This is a genomic window from Aeromonas sp. FDAARGOS 1411 (assembly GCF_019047125.1).
Classification (GTDB): Bacteria; Pseudomonadota; Gammaproteobacteria; order Enterobacterales; family Aeromonadaceae; genus Aeromonas; species Aeromonas veronii.
The window spans coordinates 2,525,716-2,543,705 of sequence record NZ_CP077214.1 but is presented as its reverse complement, the minus strand read 5'-3'; the positions used below and the strand labels follow the sequence as shown (position 1 = coordinate 2,543,705).

The window sequence follows — 17,990 nt, the reverse complement described above, 5'->3', positions numbered from 1 at the left end:
TAAAGATAGCCCCCGGTGTCGATTGCGAATGCCGGCCATGGCTGACCGGCATCCGTGCCAGCTATTTATTGTCGATATTCTCCGACTGCCAGAGGGCATAGCCCTTGCCGGAGGCCGTGGTAGGCAGATCAATCTGCATCAGGTCGTTGCCGATGACAAAGGGGCCCGAGTAGCGGGCGCGCAGATCCTGCGCCAGATCCTTCACCCTGATCTTGCCGTTGAGGCCGATATGGCTGAATACCGTCAGCGCCGGTTTGGCTTCGTTCATTACCCGGGCCGCCTGCTCGGGGGAGGCGAGGTGACCGGCGATCGCCTTGTAGCCGGGGTTGGCCTTCATCTGCTCTGCAGAGGTCATGGAGACGCAGTGCACCAGCAGATCGGCCCCTTTGGCCTGCTTCACCACTTCGGGGCTGTAGCGGGTATCGCCGGAGAGCACCACGCTGTGGCCGTGGTAGTCGATGCGATAGCCGAATGACGGCTTGATGTTGACTCCGTGGTCGTTGTCAAAGGCGGTTACCTTTACCCCGTCATGGTTGTAGACCACCCCGGCGGTGACCTCGTGGCTGTTGATCTCCACCCCATCCAGCGGCGTTCCCTCATCCTTGACCCGGGTAGCGATATCGGTGGCGTAGGCCTGCTGCAAGCCACGGGCGAGAGCTGTGGTGCCTTTGGGGCCGTAGAGTTCCATCGGCGCGTGGCGCTGGCCATAGGCCGGTTGCAGCCAGCCGGTCAGCCAGAGATCCGCCAGCCCGTTGGTGTGGTCTGAGTGAAAGTGGGTTAGGAAGAAGGCGTTGACCCGGCCGATGGGGATATGCAGCTGCCACAGGCGAGTAGCGGAGTTGCGGCCAAAATCGAACACCAGCTTCTGGTTGCCCGCTTCGACCAGAGTGCTGTAACCGCCCCGACTGATCTGGGGTACCGGAGTGCCGGTGCCGAGCAGGCTGACCCGAAAGATATCGGGCCGGGCCTGAGTTGCTGAGGCAGGGGTATGATCGTGGTTGCTGATAAAGCTGCTCTCGGCGGCCTGACTGGCGCCGCTGGCCAGCAGACCGACCAGTAATGCGGCCAGATAGGTACTTTTCATGGGAATTTATCCTGTGGGGGAGGGATGGCATCACTGTATTGGTAACTAAAAGTTGAATAAATTGGCTAAAATCCATTTCTTACTAAACTTTTGGTTGTGAATCAGGGCCCTTGTCGCGGGCCAAACGGCCTTGAAACCGGCAAAAAGGAGGGGTTGTGGACCGATTGACCAGCATGCGTATCTTCACCCGGGTGGTGGATCTCGGCTCCTACAGCGCGGTGGCGAGCGAAGAGGGGATCAGCGCCCAGATGGTGGGCAAGCATGTGCTGGGGCTGGAGCAATGGCTGGGGGGCAAGCTGTTTCACAAGACCACCCGCCAGCAGACTCTCACCGAGCTGGGCCAGCTGTTTTTGGCTCGCTGCCAGCGGGTGCTGGAGGAGCTGGCACTGACCGAGTCGCTCACCCAGAACCTGCTGGCCGAGCCGGCCGGACGGCTGCGCATCGCCGCCCCCCTCAGCTTTGGCCACCACCGGCTGGTGCCGCTGCTGCCTGCTTTTCTCGACCGTTACCCCAAGCTGGATCTGGATCTGCAGCTCACCCCCCGCTGGGTCGATCTGGTGGAGGAGGGGGTCGATGCCGCCATCCGCACCCTGCGCCCGCAGGATGAGGCGCTGATTGCCCGTCCGCTGCTGACCCAGCACTACCGGCTCTGCGCTGCTCCCGACTACCTCAATCGCCACGGCGTGCCCCGTCATCCAGCCGATCTAGTTCGCCACCAGTGTCTGCACGGCAACTGGGGCGAGCACGAGCGTTGGCAGTTTGTCGGTGAGGATGGCCAGAGCGAGGAGGTACGGGTCGCCTCGCGCCTGCGCATCAATCACTGGCCGGCGCTGTTGACGGCTGCGCTCTCGGGGGCTGGCATCACCTTGCAGCCAGCCGAACAGGTGCGTGACCATATCGCTGCGGGACGTCTGCTGCCACTGCTTGGCAACTATCAGAGCCCGGCCAAGACCCTCTACTTCATCTATCCGGCGGCGCGGCGGCAGGTGCTCAAAATCACCCTGCTGGGGGATTTTCTGGCCGAATCCCTGCAAGCTGAGTCCGAGCCTGAATAAAAGGCTGCATATTCTCGCTGCCGTGCTTAACAAAGGGGCGGGGCAGGCCTAACATGGCGGGATGTTTTTTTAGTCAGGACAAAAGGATATGTCTGGGTTGAAAAAGGATCTCGGGCTCTGGCAGGGGATGGGGCTGCTCGCCACCTCGCTGCTCGGCACCGGGATCTTCGTGGTACCGGCGACCGCCGCCTCGCTGGCGGGTGGGGCCTCGCTCTGGGCCTGGTTGCTGCTGATTGCGCTGGTGCTGCCCATCGCCTTTACCTTCGCTCGCCTCGGCCGTCGCTATCCCCATGCGGGCGGCGCGCCGCACCTCATCGGCCTCGCCTTTGGCAACGGCGCCGAGCGCTTCTCCGCCTTCCTGTTTCTGGCTGTGCTGCCGGTGGGGCTGCCCGCCGCCCTGATGATTGCCGCCGGCTTCTGGCACGCCCTGTTCGAGATGGGGGAGTGGACCCTCTGGGCCATCCAGCTGCTGACCCTGCTCGGGGTCTTTCTGCTGGGGCTGCGCGGGGCGCGCTCCTCCGGCAACCTGCAGTTGCTTATCGCGCTCGCCATTCTGGGGCTCACCCTGCTTATCTGGTTCAAGGGGGAGGTGAGCTGGCGCGATGCGGCCCGGCCGCTGCCGACGACGGACGAGTGGCCCCCTATGGCCACCGCGCTGGCGGTGATGTTCTGGTGTTTCGTCGGGCTGGAAGCCTTCGCCCATATGGGGGAGGAGTTCAAGCGGCCGGAGCGGGACTACCCCATTGCCCTGCTCGGCGGTGTACTGCTGGCGGGGCTCATCTACTGGGTACACTCGCTGGTGGTGCTCAAATATGGCCTCTACGGCGATGAGGCGAAAAACGCCACCGCCATCCCCTCTCTGCTGGCGCTGCTGTTCGGCCCCACCGCCAAGTGGCTGGTGGCGGTGCTCGGCTACCTCTCCTGCTTTGCCAGCATCAACATCTACATTCAGGGCTTTGCCCGGCTGATCTGGAGCATGGCGCGGGAAGGCAAGTTGCCCCCCTCGCTGGCCGTGCTCACCGCCCGCGGCGCGCCGCTGCGGGCACTCGGTCTGGTGCTCGCTATCTGTCTGCTCTGCATCACCCTCATCATCTGGCTGCGACTGCCGCTCGATGAGCTGATCCGCTACGCCAACGGCAATTTCGTGCTGGTCTACCTGCTCTGCATGGCGGCGGGCTGGCGTCTGCTCGGCGGGGTGGGCAAGGGGCTGGCGGGGATGAGTGTGCTGCTCTGTGCTCTGGTGCTGGTGGCGCTCGCCACTCAGGTGCTCTATGCGGTGGTGCTCAGTCTTGGCTACGGCGGCTTCTCGTTGTGGCGGCGTCATCTGCGCCGCAGTCGTCAGCAGGATGTGCTCCCGGTAGCGAAGTAACGTCTCCCCGATGGTCGAAGAAATGAGAAAGCCCTGATGTTCAGGGCTTTTTGATTCAGGCATATGGGATGTTCATATGAATACTAGTTGGCACGCTATTTGCCGAAAAGTGCGGTGTCGGATCAACTCAACGGCGATTTATAGCCAAAAAAAGTGGGATCCAGCTCCCGTTTTGCTTAAAGTGATCCCTTCCGATCCCGGTGGTCGGAATGCCCGCAAGGATGCCCTTCAGACGTAAACAGGATGGCCTGGCCAGACTGACTCTCAGAGATGTGATTGCTTCGGTTCTCTTTTTATCTGTCACCTGTGGTGATAGCGCCTTGTTCCGTTCAGTCAGCCCGGGTTTTGCGTCTCTCTCATCGTGCATTGTCACCATCTGCAGCGAGTGAATCATGAGCGAATCGGTTTTTGAGATCCACGACTGGACCCTGAGCGTTGACGACAACATGCTGTGTCGCCCCGACCGCGAGGTCTACCTCGAACCCAGACTGGTCAATCTGTTGCGGTTTCTGGCCCACAATGCCGGCACCGTGTTTGGCCGCGATGCCCTGATCAACGAGGTGTGGGATGGCGCCGAGGTGACCGATCAGGTAGTGACCCAGTCCATCTTCGAACTGCGCAAGATCCTCAAAGATGGTCGCACCGATGCGACCGACTATATCGTCACCGTGCCCAAGCGCGGCTACAAGCTGGTGGCGCCGGTGCGACCGCTGCAGGTGGTTTCCGTAGTGATGGCGGACGAGCAACCCGTGCCCGCGGTCAATACCGCTCTCTCCGACAACCCGACTCTCTCCGATCTGAGCCCGCCCGCGGCTGAGCAGGATGATGATGCACAGCCCAATGTCGCCCCTTTTCCCGCCGGGCCCCTGACCCGCGCCATCTCCACCCATGCCAAGGATGCCCGCAGCCGCTGGAAGATGGTGAGTTTCGATATCTTCGTTGCCATCGTGCTGATCGCCATTGTCAGCATGCTCAGCTACCAGCACACCAGCCCCCAGGTGCATGCCATGCTGGATCCCAATCTGCTGGTGTTCCGCTTTCACTCCGGCATGGATGACAACAACGAGAACGTGCGCCTCGCCGATGGCATTACCCGAGCCCTGATGGGGGAGGTGGCGGTGGCCACGCCGCTGCGGGTGCAGTATGGTGCCACCACTCTGATGGGGGGCATCATGCCCGGCAAGGAGCTGAGTGTGCGGGTCACCCGCCAGCCGCGCGGCACCTATCTCGATCTGGAGTATCGCAATATCAACACCAACCGGGTGCTGTTCAGCCATCAGTACCAGCTCAGTCGCCACAGTGTGCACGGCGTGTTGCAGGCCAGCAGCCAGGATCTGCTGCGCGCCCTCGACCAGCCCGATGCCGAGCCGGGGATGGGCTGGCCGACCGATGATGCCTCCCTGATGGCGATGATGGAGGCGCAGTACTACATCAACAGCCGGGATCCGGTCGCCCTCAAGCGCGGCATCGATCTGCTGGAGCAGGCGCTGATTGCCCATCCGGATCAGCCGCTGCTGCTGGCGGAGCGCTATCTGGCGGGCGAGGCGCTGGCCACCCTGGCGGGCAAATCCGAGAGCGAGCGGCTGCAGGGGATTGGCACTCATCTCGCCAGCGTGGTGCAAAACAGCGGCGCTCTCCCTGCTCGGGTGTGGGAGGCGTTGACCCTGCAGGCGATCCTCAACGGCCAGCAACAGCAGGCCAACTATCTGCTGGAGAAGGCGGCGAGTCGCGGCCGCTCGGTGCTCTATTACATACTGCAGGGCAAGCTGGCGGAGCTGGACGGTCGCCCCGAGGCGGCGGGTGATGCCTACAGTCAGGCCTTCCTGATGGAGGCGACCGAGCAGACCTATCTGCTCTGCCAGCAGCTCGGTTTCTACAGCAATATGGAGAGCCTCACCCCGGCTCTGTTCAATGCGTTGGGTCAGAGCAAGGTGAAGCTCTTCTAGCGCCGCAGTGTTGGTTTTCCCCCGGTCGGCGCGGTTGTCGACCCCATCCACAGGCTGCCTTCGGGCGGCCTGTGCGGTTTCTGCTCGTCTCAATCCTGCTTCTTTGCCATTGGGGATAGTCGCTCTGGCGAGTCATGATTTATCCCCCCCCGCTCCCCACTATCCCCACTTGCCTTTGCTTTGCCCACGGCATTCGTTGCACTCGCGTTTGTTCGGCTTTACGCCGTGTGCAGCTTGTGACATCTGCTCATGGTTGGCGGCGGGATAAGCTGTCTGTCTCGACCCATTTCTCATTGCTTACCGGTTATCGCCATTGCGCTTTACCTCTGAGTTTGGATTGTGATGAGCCGAGCGAAGGGGAAAGCAGGAGGTGAGCGGCCACTCAGGGTGATGATCCGCAGGGCTTCCAAATGGCCGCAAGGGCAGGGGGGCACAATGGGAGCTGCTTTATCGCGGGTTTATCTGGCCAAAAATATCAAGACGGCGTGATAAGGGGGTTATCAAGGGGAAAAAATGGGGCGGAAGGATATCAAGGTTTTATCAAGGTGGCGGTGTGGCCTGATGTCAATTTGCTGTTTTTAAATGGTTTTTATCAAAAGTGACGAGGCGGCGAAAAAAGTTGGCTCATATTTTTATCCGTTAGCTGGTCTTTATGTTTTCCGGGGATGAGAGGCCTAGTCTGTGCCCATTCTTTGGCGGGGCGTTCCGCCAAATGTGTATGTGACGACCCGACCTTTTATAGAACCGGAGATCTTATGTCCCTAGATACGAGCAAGAAGATTGGCCTTATCGCCTGTACAGGTGTGGTGGCCGGCAACATGATGGGGAGTGGCATCGCGCTGCTGCCTTCGGCACTGGCCACCATCGGCTCCATCTCTGTCTTTAGCTGGGCAATCTGTCTAGTCGGCGCCATGGGCCTCGCCTTTGTCTTTGCCCGCCTGGCTACCAAGAACCCGCAAGAGGGTGGCCCCATTGCTTACGCTGGCGAGATCTCTCCGGTGTTCGGTTTCCAGACCGGTGTGCTTTATTACCACGCCAACTGGATCGGTAACCTGGCAATCGCCATTACCGGCGTCTCCTACCTCTCGGTCTTCTTCCCCATTCTCAACAGCCCAATTCCGGCCGCCGCAGCCACCATCGCTGCCGTCTGGATCTTCACTTTCGTCAACCTGCTTGGCGGTAGTTGGGTGAGCCGACTCTGTACTCTGGGTCTGGTGCTGATCCTGCTGCCGGTTGTCGGTACTGCGGTGATGGGTTGGGGTCATTTTGATGCCACCGTCTACAGCCAGAACTGGAACACCACCAGCGGTAGCGACCTGCATGCGATCATCAGTGCCGTGCTGATCTGCCTCTGGTCCTTCGTCGGTGTTGAATCTGCCGCCGTCTCTTCCGGCATGGTGAAGAACCCCAAGCGCACCGTACCGCTCGCTACCATGCTGGGTACCGGTATCGCGGGTGTTATCTACATCCTCTCTACCCAGGTGATCAGCGGCATGTTCCCGGCTGGTGAAGTGGCTGCCTCCGGCGCCCCGTTTGCCATGGCCTCTTCCGCCATCTTCGGTAGCTGGTCTGCGCCGTTTGTTTCTGCCTTCACCGCTCTGGCCTGCTTCACCTCGCTCGGTTCCTGGATGATGCTGGTGGGCGAGGCGGGCAAGCGTGCCGCCAACGACGGCAACTTCCCGAAAATCTACGGCGAAGTGGACAAGAACGGCGTGGCCAAGAAGGGTCTGATCCTGGGCTCCCTCAAGATGACTGCCCTGATGGTTGGCCTGACCGCCTTCACCTCCCAGTCCGCTCACGCTGCCGATCTCTTCAACGTGCTGACCACAGATGCGGTGCTGCTGACCATGCTGCCCTACTTCTACTCCAGCATTAACCTGATCCGCTTCGAGGGCATGACCTCCCGCAGCATCGGCGCGATGATCTTCTCCGGTGTGGCCTGTGTCTTCTGTCTGGTGGCCCTGATGGGTGCCAAGGGTTCCAACCTTACCGCTACCTTCGTGGTGTCGCTCATCATCCTGATGTTCTACGCCAAAAAACAGGGTCTGCGTCAGCACGATGCCCTGCTGAGCGAACAGCCCAGCAACTAATTCCCCCTTTTATCTTCCGAGCGCTCTTCACTCACCATCCCTGATGGAGAGCGCCCCATTACGTGTGGAGCATTACGATGAATATCATTGCCATCCTCAACCACCTGGGCGTTTTCTTTAAAGAAGAACCCATTCGCCAGCTGCAAGCCTCCCTCGAGCGCAAGGGTTTCGAGGTTGTTTATCCGGTCGATGTGGCCGACCTGCTGAAACTGATCGAGAAGAACCCCCGCGTTTGCGGCGCCATCTTCGATTGGGACAAATACTCCCTGGGTCTGTGCAAGGAGATCCACGATCGCAACGAGAAGCTGCCGATCTTCGCCTTTGCCAACGACCAGTCCACTCTGGATATTCACCTGACCGACCTGCGTCTGAATGTGCACTTCTTCGAGTACCGTCTCGGCATGGCTGACGACATCGCCCTCAAGATGGATCAAGCCACTCAGGAGTATCAGGACGCCATCCTGCCGCCGTTCACCAAGGCGCTGTTCAAGTACGTGGAAGAGGGTAAATACACCTTCTGTACTCCGGGTCACATGGGCGGTACCGCCTTCCAGATGAGCCCGGCCGGCAGCATCTTCTATGACTTCTACGGCCCGAACGCGTTCAAGGCTGACGTCTCCATCTCCATGCCGGAGCTGGGCTCCCTGCTGGATCACTCCGGTCCGCACAAGGAAGCCGAAGAGTATATCGCCCGTACTTTCAACGCCGATCGCTCCTACATCGTTACCAACGGTACCTCCACTGCCAACAAGATCGTCGGCATGTACTCCGCGCCGGCCGGCAGCACAGTGCTGGTTGACCGCAACTGCCACAAGTCGCTCACTCACCTGATGATGATGAACGACGTGACGCCGATCTACTTCCGTCCGACCCGCAACGCCTACGGCATTCTGGGTGGTATCCCGCAGAGCGAATTCAGCCGCGACACCATAGCTGCCAAGGTTGCCGCGACACCGGGTGCCCAGGCTCCCCGTTACGCCGTAGTCACCAACTCCACCTATGATGGCCTGCTCTACAACACCGGCTTCATCAAGGAGAGTCTGGATACCCCTTACATCCACTTCGACAGTGCCTGGGTCCCTTACACCAACTTCAGCCCGATCTATGAAGGCAAGTGCGGCATGAGTGGCGAAGCCATGCCGGGCAAGGTGTTCTATGAAACCCAGTCCACCCACAAGCTGCTGGCGGCCTTCTCCCAGGCCTCGATGATCCACATCAAGGGTGACGTGGAGGAAGAGACCTTCAACGAAGCCTTCATGATGCACACTTCCACCTCGCCGCAGTACGGCATAGTGGCATCGACCGAGATCTCCGCTGCCATGATGCGTGGCAACACCGGCAAGCGTCTGATCAAGGACTCCATCGATCGCGCCATCTCCTTCCGCAAAGAGATCAAGCGTCTGCGTGATCAGAGCGAAGGCTGGTTCTTCGACGTATGGCAGCCGGACAACATCGACACCGTCGAGTGCTGGAAGCTGGATCCGAAAGATGACTGGCACGGCTTCAAGGACATCGATGACAACCACATGTACCTGGATCCGATCAAGGTCACCCTGCTGACTCCGGGTATGGGTCGTGATGGCCAGCTGCTGGAGAAGGGCATCCCTGCCTCTCTGGTCTCCAAGTTCCTGGACGAGCGCGGCATTGTGGTCGAGAAGACCGGCCCCTACAACATGCTGTTCCTCTTCTCCATCGGTATCGATCAGTCCAAGGCGATGCAGCTGCTGCGCGCCCTGACCGAGTTCAAACGTGGTTATGACCTGAACCTGACCATCAAGAACATCCTGCCGAGCCTCTATCGTGAAGACCCGAGCTTCTACGAAGGGATGCGTATCCAGGAGCTGGCGCAGCGCATTCACGAGCTGACCAGCAAGTACCGTCTGCCGGAGCTGATGTTCAAGGCGTTCGACGTACTGCCGGAAATGAAGATGACTCCGCACGCCGCATGGCAGCAAGAGCTGGCCGGCAACGTGGTGGAAGTGCCGCTGCGTGACATGGTTGACCGCATCAGCGCCAACATGATCCTGCCGTACCCGCCGGGAGTACCGCTGGTTCTGCCGGGCGAGATGGTGACTCAGGATTCTCTGCCGGTGCTCGAGTTCCTCGAGATGCTGTGCGAGATCGGTGCCCACTACCCGGGCTTCGAGACCGACATCCACGGCCTCTATCGTCAGGCCGATGGCAGCTACACCGTCAAGGTGCTGCGTTAATCGATATCGACAACCATCGAAAGTGACAACAACGGGCCGCAAGGCCCGTTTTTCCCTCCGGAATTCCTGTTCTTATTGCGTGAGTCGCCAACCATGAAGCGAGTGCTCTCCATTCAATCCCACGTAGTCTTTGGCTGTGCCGGCAACAGCGCCGCCGTTTTTCCCATGCGTCGCCTCGGGATCGAGGTGTGGCCGATGAACACGGTGCAGTTCTCCAACCACACCCAATACCGCGAAGGCTGGCAGGGGATGGTGATGCCCGGCGGCCATATCCGTCAGCTGGTAAACGGCCTGGCGGAGATCGGCGTGCTGGCCGAGTGCGATGCGATCTTGAGCGGCTACCTCGGTTCGGCCGAACAGGGGGAGGAGATCCTGGCGGCGGTGGCCCGGCTCAAGGCGCTCAATCCGGCCGCCCTCTATTTTTGTGACCCCGTGATGGGTCACCCCGACAAGGGGTGCATAGTGGCACCCGGCGTCGCCGATTTTCTGAAAACCAGGGCACTGGCCTGCGCCGATATGCTGGCCCCCAATCTGCTGGAGCTGGAACAGCTCACCGGCCGCGATATCCGCAATGTGCCGGAGGCTATCGAGGCGTGCCAGCAGCTGCGCGCGCAAGGGGTCAAGCTGGTGATGGTCAAGCATCTTGGCAAGGCAGGTTTTGCCATGGACCGCTTCGAGATGCTGCTGGTGTGCGAGGAGGGGGCGTTTCACCTCTCGCGCCCGCTCTACCCTTTTGCCCGCCACCCCATCGGGGTGGGGGATCTGCTGAGCGCCACCATGCTGGCCAATCTGCTGGCCGGTTTCACTCCGGTGGTGGCGTTCGAGCGCACCAACGCCAGTGTTGATGCGGTGCTGGCTCGCACCTGGCTGACGGGGGCCTACGAGCTGCAACTGGTGGCGGCCCAGCACGAAATGGCGTTGCCGCTGGTGCGTACCCGGGCCACTCGCCTTGAGTAGCAGCGTCGCCGATTCTGGATACAAAAAAGCCCTGCTGGTCAGGGCTTTTTCTATTTCTGAAGGATGTGGGGCTGTCGCGCCTTAATCCTTGGGATCCTTGAGCGCCTCGATCACATCCTCCTTGGGGCCGAGTCCCTCGACATGGTTGAAGGTGTCGAGCCCCTCCTGCGCACTGATGGTAAAGGCGTCGGCACTCAGGTAGCTGCCGCTGCCGGCGCTCTCCATGATGACCACCAGCTCGGGCTGCTTGTCACCGTTGAGATCCAGCAATTTCAGCTCCTTGATGGAGCCATCACGCGGCAGCACCTTGCCATCGATGAACTGATCCAGCGGGAACTGGGGATTGGCGCCGGAGTAGAGGCGCACATCGTAGCTGCCGATGGAGGCGGGTTCACCGCGTCCTTCGGCCACCGTGATCACCTGACCGGAGGGGAGTGTCAGCTGTTTGAAGAAGCTCTCCGCTGCCTGGCCGGTCAAGGGCAGAGTGAGCAGACCGAGTGTCATCAGCAAGGTTTTCATAGGCGTTACCCTTGTTACTGCGGTGAGCGGCAGGGCCGTTCACTGACGTCAACGTATGGAGATGGGGCGGTGCCGACACATGGCATCCGCCCCTCTGTTATGCCTCACAAGAGGCGTGCATTACCAGATCTTCACCCGTTTCTGGGGCGGCAGATAGAGTTTGTCCCCCGGCTGGATGTTGAATGCCTCGTAGAAGGCGGGAATGTTCGGCACCACGCCGTTGACCCGGTACTCGGGCGGCGAGTGGGGGTCGGAGCGCAGCAACATCTGCATCAGTTCGGGACGATACATCCCTTTCCATACCTGCGCCCAGCCGAGGAAGAAGCGCTGCTCGCCGGTGAAGCCATCCAGCACCGGTGCCTCCTTGCCATCAAGCGACAACTCGTAAGCCTTGTGGGCGATGGTTAGGCCGCCCAGATCACCGATGTTCTCCCCCAGGGTAAACTGGCCGTTGACGAACTGGCCGTTGATGGGCTCGAAGCGGTTGTACTGGGCCACCAGACGGCTGGTGCGGAAGCGGAACTCCTTGAGATCTTGCGGCGTCCACCAGTCGCGCATCATGCCGTCGCCGTCGGATTTGGCCCCCTGATCATCAAAACCGTGGCCCATCTCGTGACCAATGACCCCGCCGATGGCGCCGTAGTTGACCGCATCATCCGCCGTCATGTCGAAGAAGGGGGGCTGCAAAATGGCCGCCGGGAAGACGATCTCGTTGTTGCTCGGGTTGTAGTAGGCGTTCACCGTCTGCGGCGACATGTGCCACTCGTCCCGGTCGACCGGCTTGCCGAGGCGCGCCAGACTGTCTGCGTATTCAAAGGCTTGCGAGCGTTGCAGGTTGCCCACCAGATCATCCGGTTTGATGGTGATGGCGCTGTAATCCTTCCACTTGTCGGGGTAGCCGATCTTGGGGCGGAACTTGGCCAGCTTCTCGAGTGCCTGCGCCTTGGTCTCGGGCGACATCCAGTCGAGCTCCTTGATGCTCTGGCCGTAGGCGGTGCGCAGGTTCTCCACCAGCTGCTCCATCCGCTCCTTGGCTGCTGGCGGGAAGTAGCGGGCCACATAGAGCTGGCCGACTGCTTCACCCAGATGATCGTTCAGCACCCCGAGCGCCCGCTCCCAGCTGGCCCGCTGCTTGGGCGTGCCGCTCAATGTGGTGCCGTAGAAGGCGAAGTTGGCGCGGTCGGTCTCGCTGTCGAGATAGGGGGCGTAATCGGTCAGCAGTTGCCACTTGAGGTAGGCCTGCCAGTCGGCGATGGGGGTCTGGGCCATCACCTGATCCAGCGCGCTCAGATAGGTCGGCTGGCCGATGATGAGATCCGGCTGGCTAGCAATGCCCGCGGCATTGAGATAAGCCTGCCAGTCGAGATGGGGGGCGAGCCGTGCCAGTTCGCTGGCGGGGCGCTTGTTGTAGTTCTTCTCCCGATCCCGCAGGGCGACATTGTCCCACTGGATGGTGGCGAGCCGGGTTTCGAGGGCCAGAATCCGCTTGGCCTTGCCGCTCGGGTCAGATTCCCCGAGGCGGCTCAGCATGGCGGCGATATGCTGTTGGTACTTCTGGCGCAGGGCCTGACTCTCGTTATCCTGCTTGAGGTAGTAGTCCCGATCCGGCAGCCCCAGTCCACCTTGATAGAGGTAGACCGCATAGCGGTCGGGGGATTTGGCATCGGCGTCGATCCAGATGCCAAACGGTGCGCCGCCGCCCATGCGGCCCGACTGGGCAAAGGCACGGGCCAGCGCGGCCTGATCACCGATCCGATCGATGTCGGCCAGCGCCGGTGCCAGCGGGGTGAGCCCCTTGGCGTCACGGCCTGCCTGATCCAGATAGCTGGCGTAGAGATCGCGGATCTGCTGGGTCGGCGTGCCGGTGGCGGCCTCCTGCTTGGCCAGCCCCTCGACCAGCACCCGCACATCGGCGAGGGATTTGTCCCGCAGCATGTAGAAGGCGCCATCGGCGGGGCGATCGTCAGGGATCTTGGCGGTGGCGAGCCACTTGCCATTGACGTAGCGGAAGAAGTCATCGCCGGGTTTGACCTGGGTGTCCATATTGGCCAGCGCCAGCCCGGAGTGTTTGGGGGAGTCTTGCGGTGCCTGACTGCAGCCAGCCAGCAGTGCCAGTCCAATCAGGCCGGCCAGTAAGCTTTTCTTATTGTTCATCTTGTTTGATTCCAATTCGGGTTGTTTGCTTCCCTGCCCATCTTCCTTGCTCCAACCGGTTGTGCGACCGCCTTGCGGCCAGCCTGGTGGAGAGGGCGGGCGAGCCTCACTCTAGCAGCAGGGTTGCAGCTTGATAAGCCCGACTCTGCTAAGATCGGCCGGTCCGTTTTGGGGAAGCCTATGATTTCTCATCTTTATTCTCGCTTTTGTCTGACTATGCCTGCGCCGGAAGGTTCCACCGGTCTGCTGGTGGCCTTCAGTGGCGGCCTCGACTCAACCCTGCTGCTGGCGCTGGCGGTGCAGTATGCCCGCGAGCATGGCCTGCCACTTCGCGCCCTGCACGTGCACCACGGCCTCAGCCCCCATGCCGATGAGTGGGTCGCTCATTGTGAAGCCGTGTGTCAGCAATTGGCGGTGGAGCTGCTGGTCGAGCGAGTGACTCTGGCCCGCGGCAATGGCGAGAGTCTGGAGGCGCAGGCTCGCACCGCCCGTTACCAGCGGTTGACCGCCCGGATGCGGGAGGGGGAGTGGCTGCTCACCGCTCACCATCAGGACGATCAGCTGGAGACCCTGCTGCTGGCCCTCAAGCGCGGCGCCGGTCTGCGCGGGCTGGCGGGGATCCTGCCAAGCCAGCCCTTTGCCGGCGGCCTGCTGCTGCGCCCGCTGCTCGATATGAGTCGTGCCGAGCTGGCCGAGGCGGCGGCGAGCCTCCCCTTTGGCTGGGTGGAAGATGAGAGCAATCAGGACGTGAGCTATGACCGCAACTTTTTGCGCCAGACGCTTATCCCCCAGCTCAAGGCGCGCTGGCCCGCCATGGCCCAGACCGCGGCGCGCAGCATGGCCCTGTGCGCCGAGCAGGAGGCGCTGCTGGATGAGTTGGCCGAGAGTGACTGGCAGCTGGCGGGCGAGGGGGAGGCGCTCCATATCGGCCCGCTGCACGCCCTCTCTCCCACCCGGCGCAACAACCTGCTGCGCTACTGGATCCGCCGTCAGGGGGGCGAGATGCCATCCCGCGAGCAGCTTGCCCGGTTGTGGCAGGAGGTCGCGTTGGCGCGCGGCGATGCCAATCCCCAGCTCAACTGGGGGCGCCAGAGCTGCCGCCGTTTTCAGGAGCGGCTCTATCTGGTGAGCCCTGACTTGCAACCTTGTCATCAGGTGTTGCCGATGATTGTGGGCGAGCCGCTGACCCTGCCGGATGGTTTGGGTGAGCTGGTGGTGCGCATGGCGGAGCACGGCGAGGATCTGCTGCGTTCCCCCCGAGCGGACGAGCCGCTCTCGGTGCGTTTTCAGGTAGCGCCCGGGATCCCCCTCAAACCGGTGGGGCGAAGCGGCAGTCGGCGGATGAAGAAGCTGCTGCAAGAGTATGGTGTTCCCTCGTGGCAACGGGGACGCATTCCCATCCTCTACTATGGCGAGCAGGTGGCGGCGGTGGTGGGGCTCTTTGTCTGCGACGGTTTTATGGCACAGAGTGCCGGGCTGGTTTGCCACTGGCAGGGAAACGGTGCCGCCCCCATCCTGCCCGAGCAGGATCTTGCATGAGGTGATCTCGGTGTGAGGGAGGATTAGCCCCAAAAAAAGAAGCTCCGGTCACATGGCTCGCATGTGCCGGAGCAAAGAAGAGTTCGGGATTATTCGTTAGGGCTGGCCTTGCCTGCTTTCTTGCGGGCGTAGAGGTGACTGTCGGCCGCCTCGTAGAGGCTCGGCACATCGACCCCGGATTGCCAGCTGGCGGCGCCAAGGCTGCATCCGACCGAGAAGGTGCTGAGCTCCTTGTTGGTCATCAACATATGCTGCAGTCGCAGCCAGACCGGGCGCCACGCCTCGGGTTCGGCCGGTTGCAGCAGCAGGGCAAATTCATCTCCCCCGAGCCGGAAGGCTTGATCCGTGCTGCGGATACACCCCTTGAGCAGCTGGGCGAAGCGGCTCAGCACCAGATCCCCCACCGGATGGCCCCAGGTATCATTGATCTGCTTGAAGCGATCGAGATCCAGCAGCACCAGCACCAGACCGTGGGGCTCGCGGCTGTGCTGCTCGATGGCGCGGCCAATGGCTTCGTCAAAGTAGGAGCGGTTGCCAAGGCCGGTCAGGTGATCGAGCCTGACCAGCTGATCCAGTTTTTCCAGCCGCAGATAGAGGGGCAGCAGCAGGCAGAGCAGCTGATGGTATTGCATCAGTACCCGTTGCTGGCTGCCGCTCAGCGGATGTTCCAGCTCGTAGTGAAGCTGGCCGAGCAGCTGGCCATGCTGACCGCGCAGCTCGAACGGATAGTTGTGCAGGTTGAGGGTGGCCAGCGGTGGGTGCTGGATCAGCACATGGGGCTGGCCACAATCGAGGTAGAGACCGTGGATCCTGACAATTCTTGCCGCACGATCGGCAAAAGTTGTCAGCAGACCGCCGAGATCGCTCTGCCCCAACAACTGCTCGAGCAACTGGTTGCGTTCAACGCTGGGCAACGGCGTGAGCCGCTCCATCTGGCGAACCCACTGCTCGATGCCATGGCTAAAGCCATTAAGTGACGACGTATTTTCCATGGTCTTCCACCTGTAACACCTGACTACTGTCTCCTCCCTGCAATTGGCATGCCCAATATATCTTTCCTGCCCGCCAGATCGGCTGACTAAGCTTAAGTCGATAAAAGGAGAGGAAAATTTGTACACCGACCTGTTGATCCTGCTGTTCGCCGCCGTTCTGCTGGTGGCAACTTTCCGGCGCCTCGGCTTGCCGGTCATCCTTGCCTACCTGATTGCCGGCGTCTTGCTCGGCCCCCACGGGCTGGCGGTGATCACCGGCCAGTCGATCATGCAGACCATTGCCGAGCTGGGGATCGTCTTTCTGATGTTCTCACTGGGGTTGGAGTTCTCCCTGCCGAAACTACTGGCGATGCGCCGGTTGGTGCTGGGGGTCGGGATGTTGCAGGTGCTGCTCACGTCACTGCTCTTTTTCGCCATCGGCTGGTGGTGGGGGCTGGGTCTGGCCCAGTCGCTGGTGGTGGCGGGAACGTTGGCACTCTCCTCCACGGCGGTGGTGATCAAGCAGCTCGGCGAGCAGAAGCAGCTCCACACCCGCCGCGCCCAGCTGGGGGTGAGCGTGCTGCTGTTTCAGGATCTGGCGGTGGTGCCCCTGCTGGTGATGATCCCGATCCTCGCCCAGCCGGAAGTGCAGGGGAGCGCCCTGGCCGCCGAGATCGCCTGGGCCACCCTCAAGGGGCTGTTTGCTCTCTTCACTCTGCTGGCGGTGGGCAAGTGGTTGCTGCCGCTGCTGTTTCACGAGGTGGCGCGGGCCCGCTCCGACGAGCTGTTTGTACTGAGTGCCCTGCTGGTGGCGCTGCTCGCCGCTTTCATGACCCATTCGCTCGGGCTGTCGATGGCACTGGGGGCGTTTCTGGCGGGGATGATGCTGGGGGAGTCCCACTACCGTCATCAGCTGGAAGTGGACATCAAGCCCTTTCGCGACATGTTGATGGGGCTCTTCTTTATCACCATCGGCATGGCCATGGAGTGGGAACTGGTGGCGCGGGCATGGTGGCAGGTACTGATCTGCGTGGTGCTACTGGTACTGTGCAAATCCCTGCTGGTGCTGCTGGCCGGGCGGCTGATGGGGGAGCGCAAGCGCGACAGCATGGCCGCCGGCATCATGCTGAGTCAGGTGGGGGAGTTCGGCTTTGTGCTGCTGGCGCTGGCGCTGCACCACGGCTTGCTGGATCAGCAGCTGGTCTCCCTGCTGATCGGTATTGGCATCATCTCCATCGCCATGACTCCCTGGCTGGTGACCCAGGCCCACTCGCTGGCTCGCAGCCTCACCGATCCGGCGCTGCTGACCCGCTCCGAGGTGGCCCAGTCGGGCCTGAGCAAAAACCAGCATGTCATCATCGCTGGGTTTGGCCGGGCGGGGCAGACCTGTGCCCGCTTTCTCAAGATCGAGGAGATCCCTTTTCTGGCCCTAGACCTCGACCCCGAGCGGGTGAGCGAGGCCAAGCTGGCGGGGGAGCAGGTGGCCTTTGGCGACGCCAGCCGCCGCGATATTCTGCTGGCCGCCGGGTTGTTGCGGGCACGGCTGGTGATCATCACCTTCGATGATCGCAAGCGGGTGGAGGCGATGCTGGCACTGATCCGCGAACTGGCGGGGGATCTCAAGGTGCTGGTGCGCACCCGGGATGACAGTTTTCTGGAGCAGTACAAGCAGGCGGGGGCCTTCGAGGTGATCCCCGAATCCCAGGAGGGGGCCTTGATGCTGGTCTCCCACCTGCTGCTCAATTGCGATATCCCCATCGGTCGGGTGATCCGCCGGATGGAGCTGGAGCGCAGCAGCCAGTATCGCTTCCTGCACGGCTTCTACTGGGGGGATCAGAGCGCCAGCAATCTGGAAGCGGATCAGCTGCTTGAACGCCTCCATCCGCTGTTGCTGCACGATCAGGCGTGGGCGGTAGGCCGTGAAGTGCGCGAGCTGCCGCTCGATGAGGTGCGGATCAAGGAGGTGCAGCGCGGCGATCAGAGTCTGGAGCCCAGACCCGAGCTGGTGCTGGCGGCCGGTGACCGACTGATCCTGTTTGGTACCGTGGTGGCGATGGAGCAGGCGGAGCAGCGTCTGCTGGAGGGGCGCTGAGTCC

General features: G+C 61.6%; 12 protein-coding genes. 8 read left to right on the top strand and 4 right to left on the bottom strand.

The window, feature by feature from the left end:
* Window positions 1-61 precede the first annotated feature (61 nt).
* Window positions 62-1,084, bottom strand: coding sequence for an MBL fold metallo-hydrolase (locus I6L41_RS11205; protein WP_216958891.1), 1,023 nt, complete (start codon window positions 1,082-1,084; stop codon window positions 62-64).
* Between the two features lie 155 nt (window positions 1,085-1,239).
* Between I6L41_RS11205 and I6L41_RS11200 the strand changes: the two genes are divergently transcribed.
* The 6 genes from I6L41_RS11200 to pdxY all read left to right on the top strand — a co-directional run bounded on the left by I6L41_RS11200 (window position 1,240) and on the right by pdxY (window position 10,711).
* Entirely contained in the window at window positions 1,240-2,139 is a 900-nt protein-coding gene (locus tag I6L41_RS11200; protein ID WP_216958888.1) for a LysR family transcriptional regulator, read from the top strand.
* Window positions 2,140-2,227: 88 nt separating this feature from the next.
* Complete coding sequence (gene yjeH, locus I6L41_RS11195) at window positions 2,228-3,508, top strand: L-methionine/branched-chain amino acid transporter (protein ID WP_216958885.1); 1,281 nt, start codon at window positions 2,228-2,230, stop codon at window positions 3,506-3,508.
* 392 nt (window positions 3,509-3,900) lie between these two features.
* Complete coding sequence (gene cadC / locus I6L41_RS11190; RefSeq protein WP_042055196.1) at window positions 3,901-5,454, top strand: lysine decarboxylation/transport transcriptional activator CadC; 1,554 nt, start codon at window positions 3,901-3,903, stop codon at window positions 5,452-5,454.
* Between the two features lie 755 nt (window positions 5,455-6,209).
* Window positions 6,210-7,544 (top strand): cadaverine/lysine antiporter, encoded by a 1,335-nt coding sequence (gene cadB / locus I6L41_RS11185; RefSeq protein ID WP_216958882.1) that lies wholly within the window; start codon window positions 6,210-6,212, stop codon window positions 7,542-7,544.
* Between the two features lie 77 nt (window positions 7,545-7,621).
* Entirely contained in the window at window positions 7,622-9,754 is a 2,133-nt protein-coding gene (locus I6L41_RS11180; RefSeq protein WP_216958879.1) for a lysine decarboxylase CadA, read from the top strand.
* 93 nt (window positions 9,755-9,847) lie between these two features.
* A complete protein-coding gene (gene pdxY / locus I6L41_RS11175) occupies window positions 9,848-10,711 on the top strand; it encodes a pyridoxal kinase PdxY (protein ID WP_216958876.1) in 864 nt (287 codons plus the stop codon).
* Window positions 10,712-10,792: 81 nt separating this feature from the next.
* Here pdxY and I6L41_RS11170 read toward each other — a convergent pair whose 3' ends face one another.
* Window positions 10,793-11,230: a PliI family lysozyme inhibitor of I-type lysozyme gene (locus I6L41_RS11170; protein ID WP_005347855.1), complete on the bottom strand. Its 438-nt coding sequence runs from the start codon at window positions 11,228-11,230 to the stop codon at window positions 10,793-10,795.
* A gap of 120 nt (window positions 11,231-11,350) precedes the next feature.
* Window positions 11,351-13,384, bottom strand: a complete 2,034-nt coding sequence (locus I6L41_RS11165; protein WP_216958873.1) for a M13 family metallopeptidase — start codon at window positions 13,382-13,384, stop codon at window positions 11,351-11,353.
* Between the two features lie 180 nt (window positions 13,385-13,564).
* Here I6L41_RS11165 and tilS point away from each other — a divergent pair, with 180 nt between their 5' ends.
* Window positions 13,565-14,923 carry a tRNA lysidine(34) synthetase TilS gene (gene tilS, locus I6L41_RS11160; RefSeq protein WP_216958870.1) on the top strand — a complete coding sequence of 453 codons (1,359 nt, stop codon included), beginning with the start codon at window positions 13,565-13,567 and terminating at the stop codon, window positions 14,921-14,923.
* Window positions 14,924-15,012: 89 nt separating this feature from the next.
* Here tilS and I6L41_RS11155 read toward each other — a convergent pair whose 3' ends face one another.
* Complete coding sequence (locus tag I6L41_RS11155; RefSeq protein ID WP_005347848.1) at window positions 15,013-15,915, bottom strand: GGDEF domain-containing protein; 903 nt, start codon at window positions 15,913-15,915, stop codon at window positions 15,013-15,015.
* A 118-nt stretch (window positions 15,916-16,033) separates the two neighbouring features.
* Here I6L41_RS11155 and I6L41_RS11150 point away from each other — a divergent pair, with 118 nt between their 5' ends.
* Window positions 16,034-17,986, top strand: coding sequence for a monovalent cation:proton antiporter family protein (locus I6L41_RS11150; protein ID WP_216958867.1), 1,953 nt, complete (start codon window positions 16,034-16,036; stop codon window positions 17,984-17,986).
* The last annotated feature ends 4 nt before the right edge of the window (window positions 17,987-17,990 follow it).

Bases quoted from the DNA above. Each gene is read 5' to 3' on its own strand.
- I6L41_RS11205 (WP_216958891.1), bottom strand. From the start codon at position 1,084: ATGAAAAGTACCTATCTGGCCGCATTACTGGTCGGTCTGCTGGCCAGC.
- yjeH (WP_216958885.1), top strand. From the start codon at position 2,228: ATGTCTGGGTTGAAAAAGGATCTCGGGCTCTGGCAGGGGATGGGGCTG.
- cadC (WP_042055196.1), top strand. From the start codon at position 3,901: ATGAGCGAATCGGTTTTTGAGATCCACGACTGGACCCTGAGCGTTGAC.
- cadB (WP_216958882.1), top strand. From the start codon at position 6,210: ATGTCCCTAGATACGAGCAAGAAGATTGGCCTTATCGCCTGTACAGGT.
- I6L41_RS11180 (WP_216958879.1), top strand. From the start codon at position 7,622: ATGAATATCATTGCCATCCTCAACCACCTGGGCGTTTTCTTTAAAGAA.
- pdxY (WP_216958876.1), top strand. From the start codon at position 9,848: ATGAAGCGAGTGCTCTCCATTCAATCCCACGTAGTCTTTGGCTGTGCC.
- I6L41_RS11170 (WP_005347855.1), bottom strand. From the start codon at position 11,230: ATGAAAACCTTGCTGATGACACTCGGTCTGCTCACTCTGCCCTTGACC.
- I6L41_RS11165 (WP_216958873.1), bottom strand. From the start codon at position 13,384: ATGAACAATAAGAAAAGCTTACTGGCCGGCCTGATTGGACTGGCACTG.
- tilS (WP_216958870.1), top strand. From the start codon at position 13,565: ATGATTTCTCATCTTTATTCTCGCTTTTGTCTGACTATGCCTGCGCCG.
- I6L41_RS11155 (WP_005347848.1), bottom strand. From the start codon at position 15,915: ATGGAAAATACGTCGTCACTTAATGGCTTTAGCCATGGCATCGAGCAG.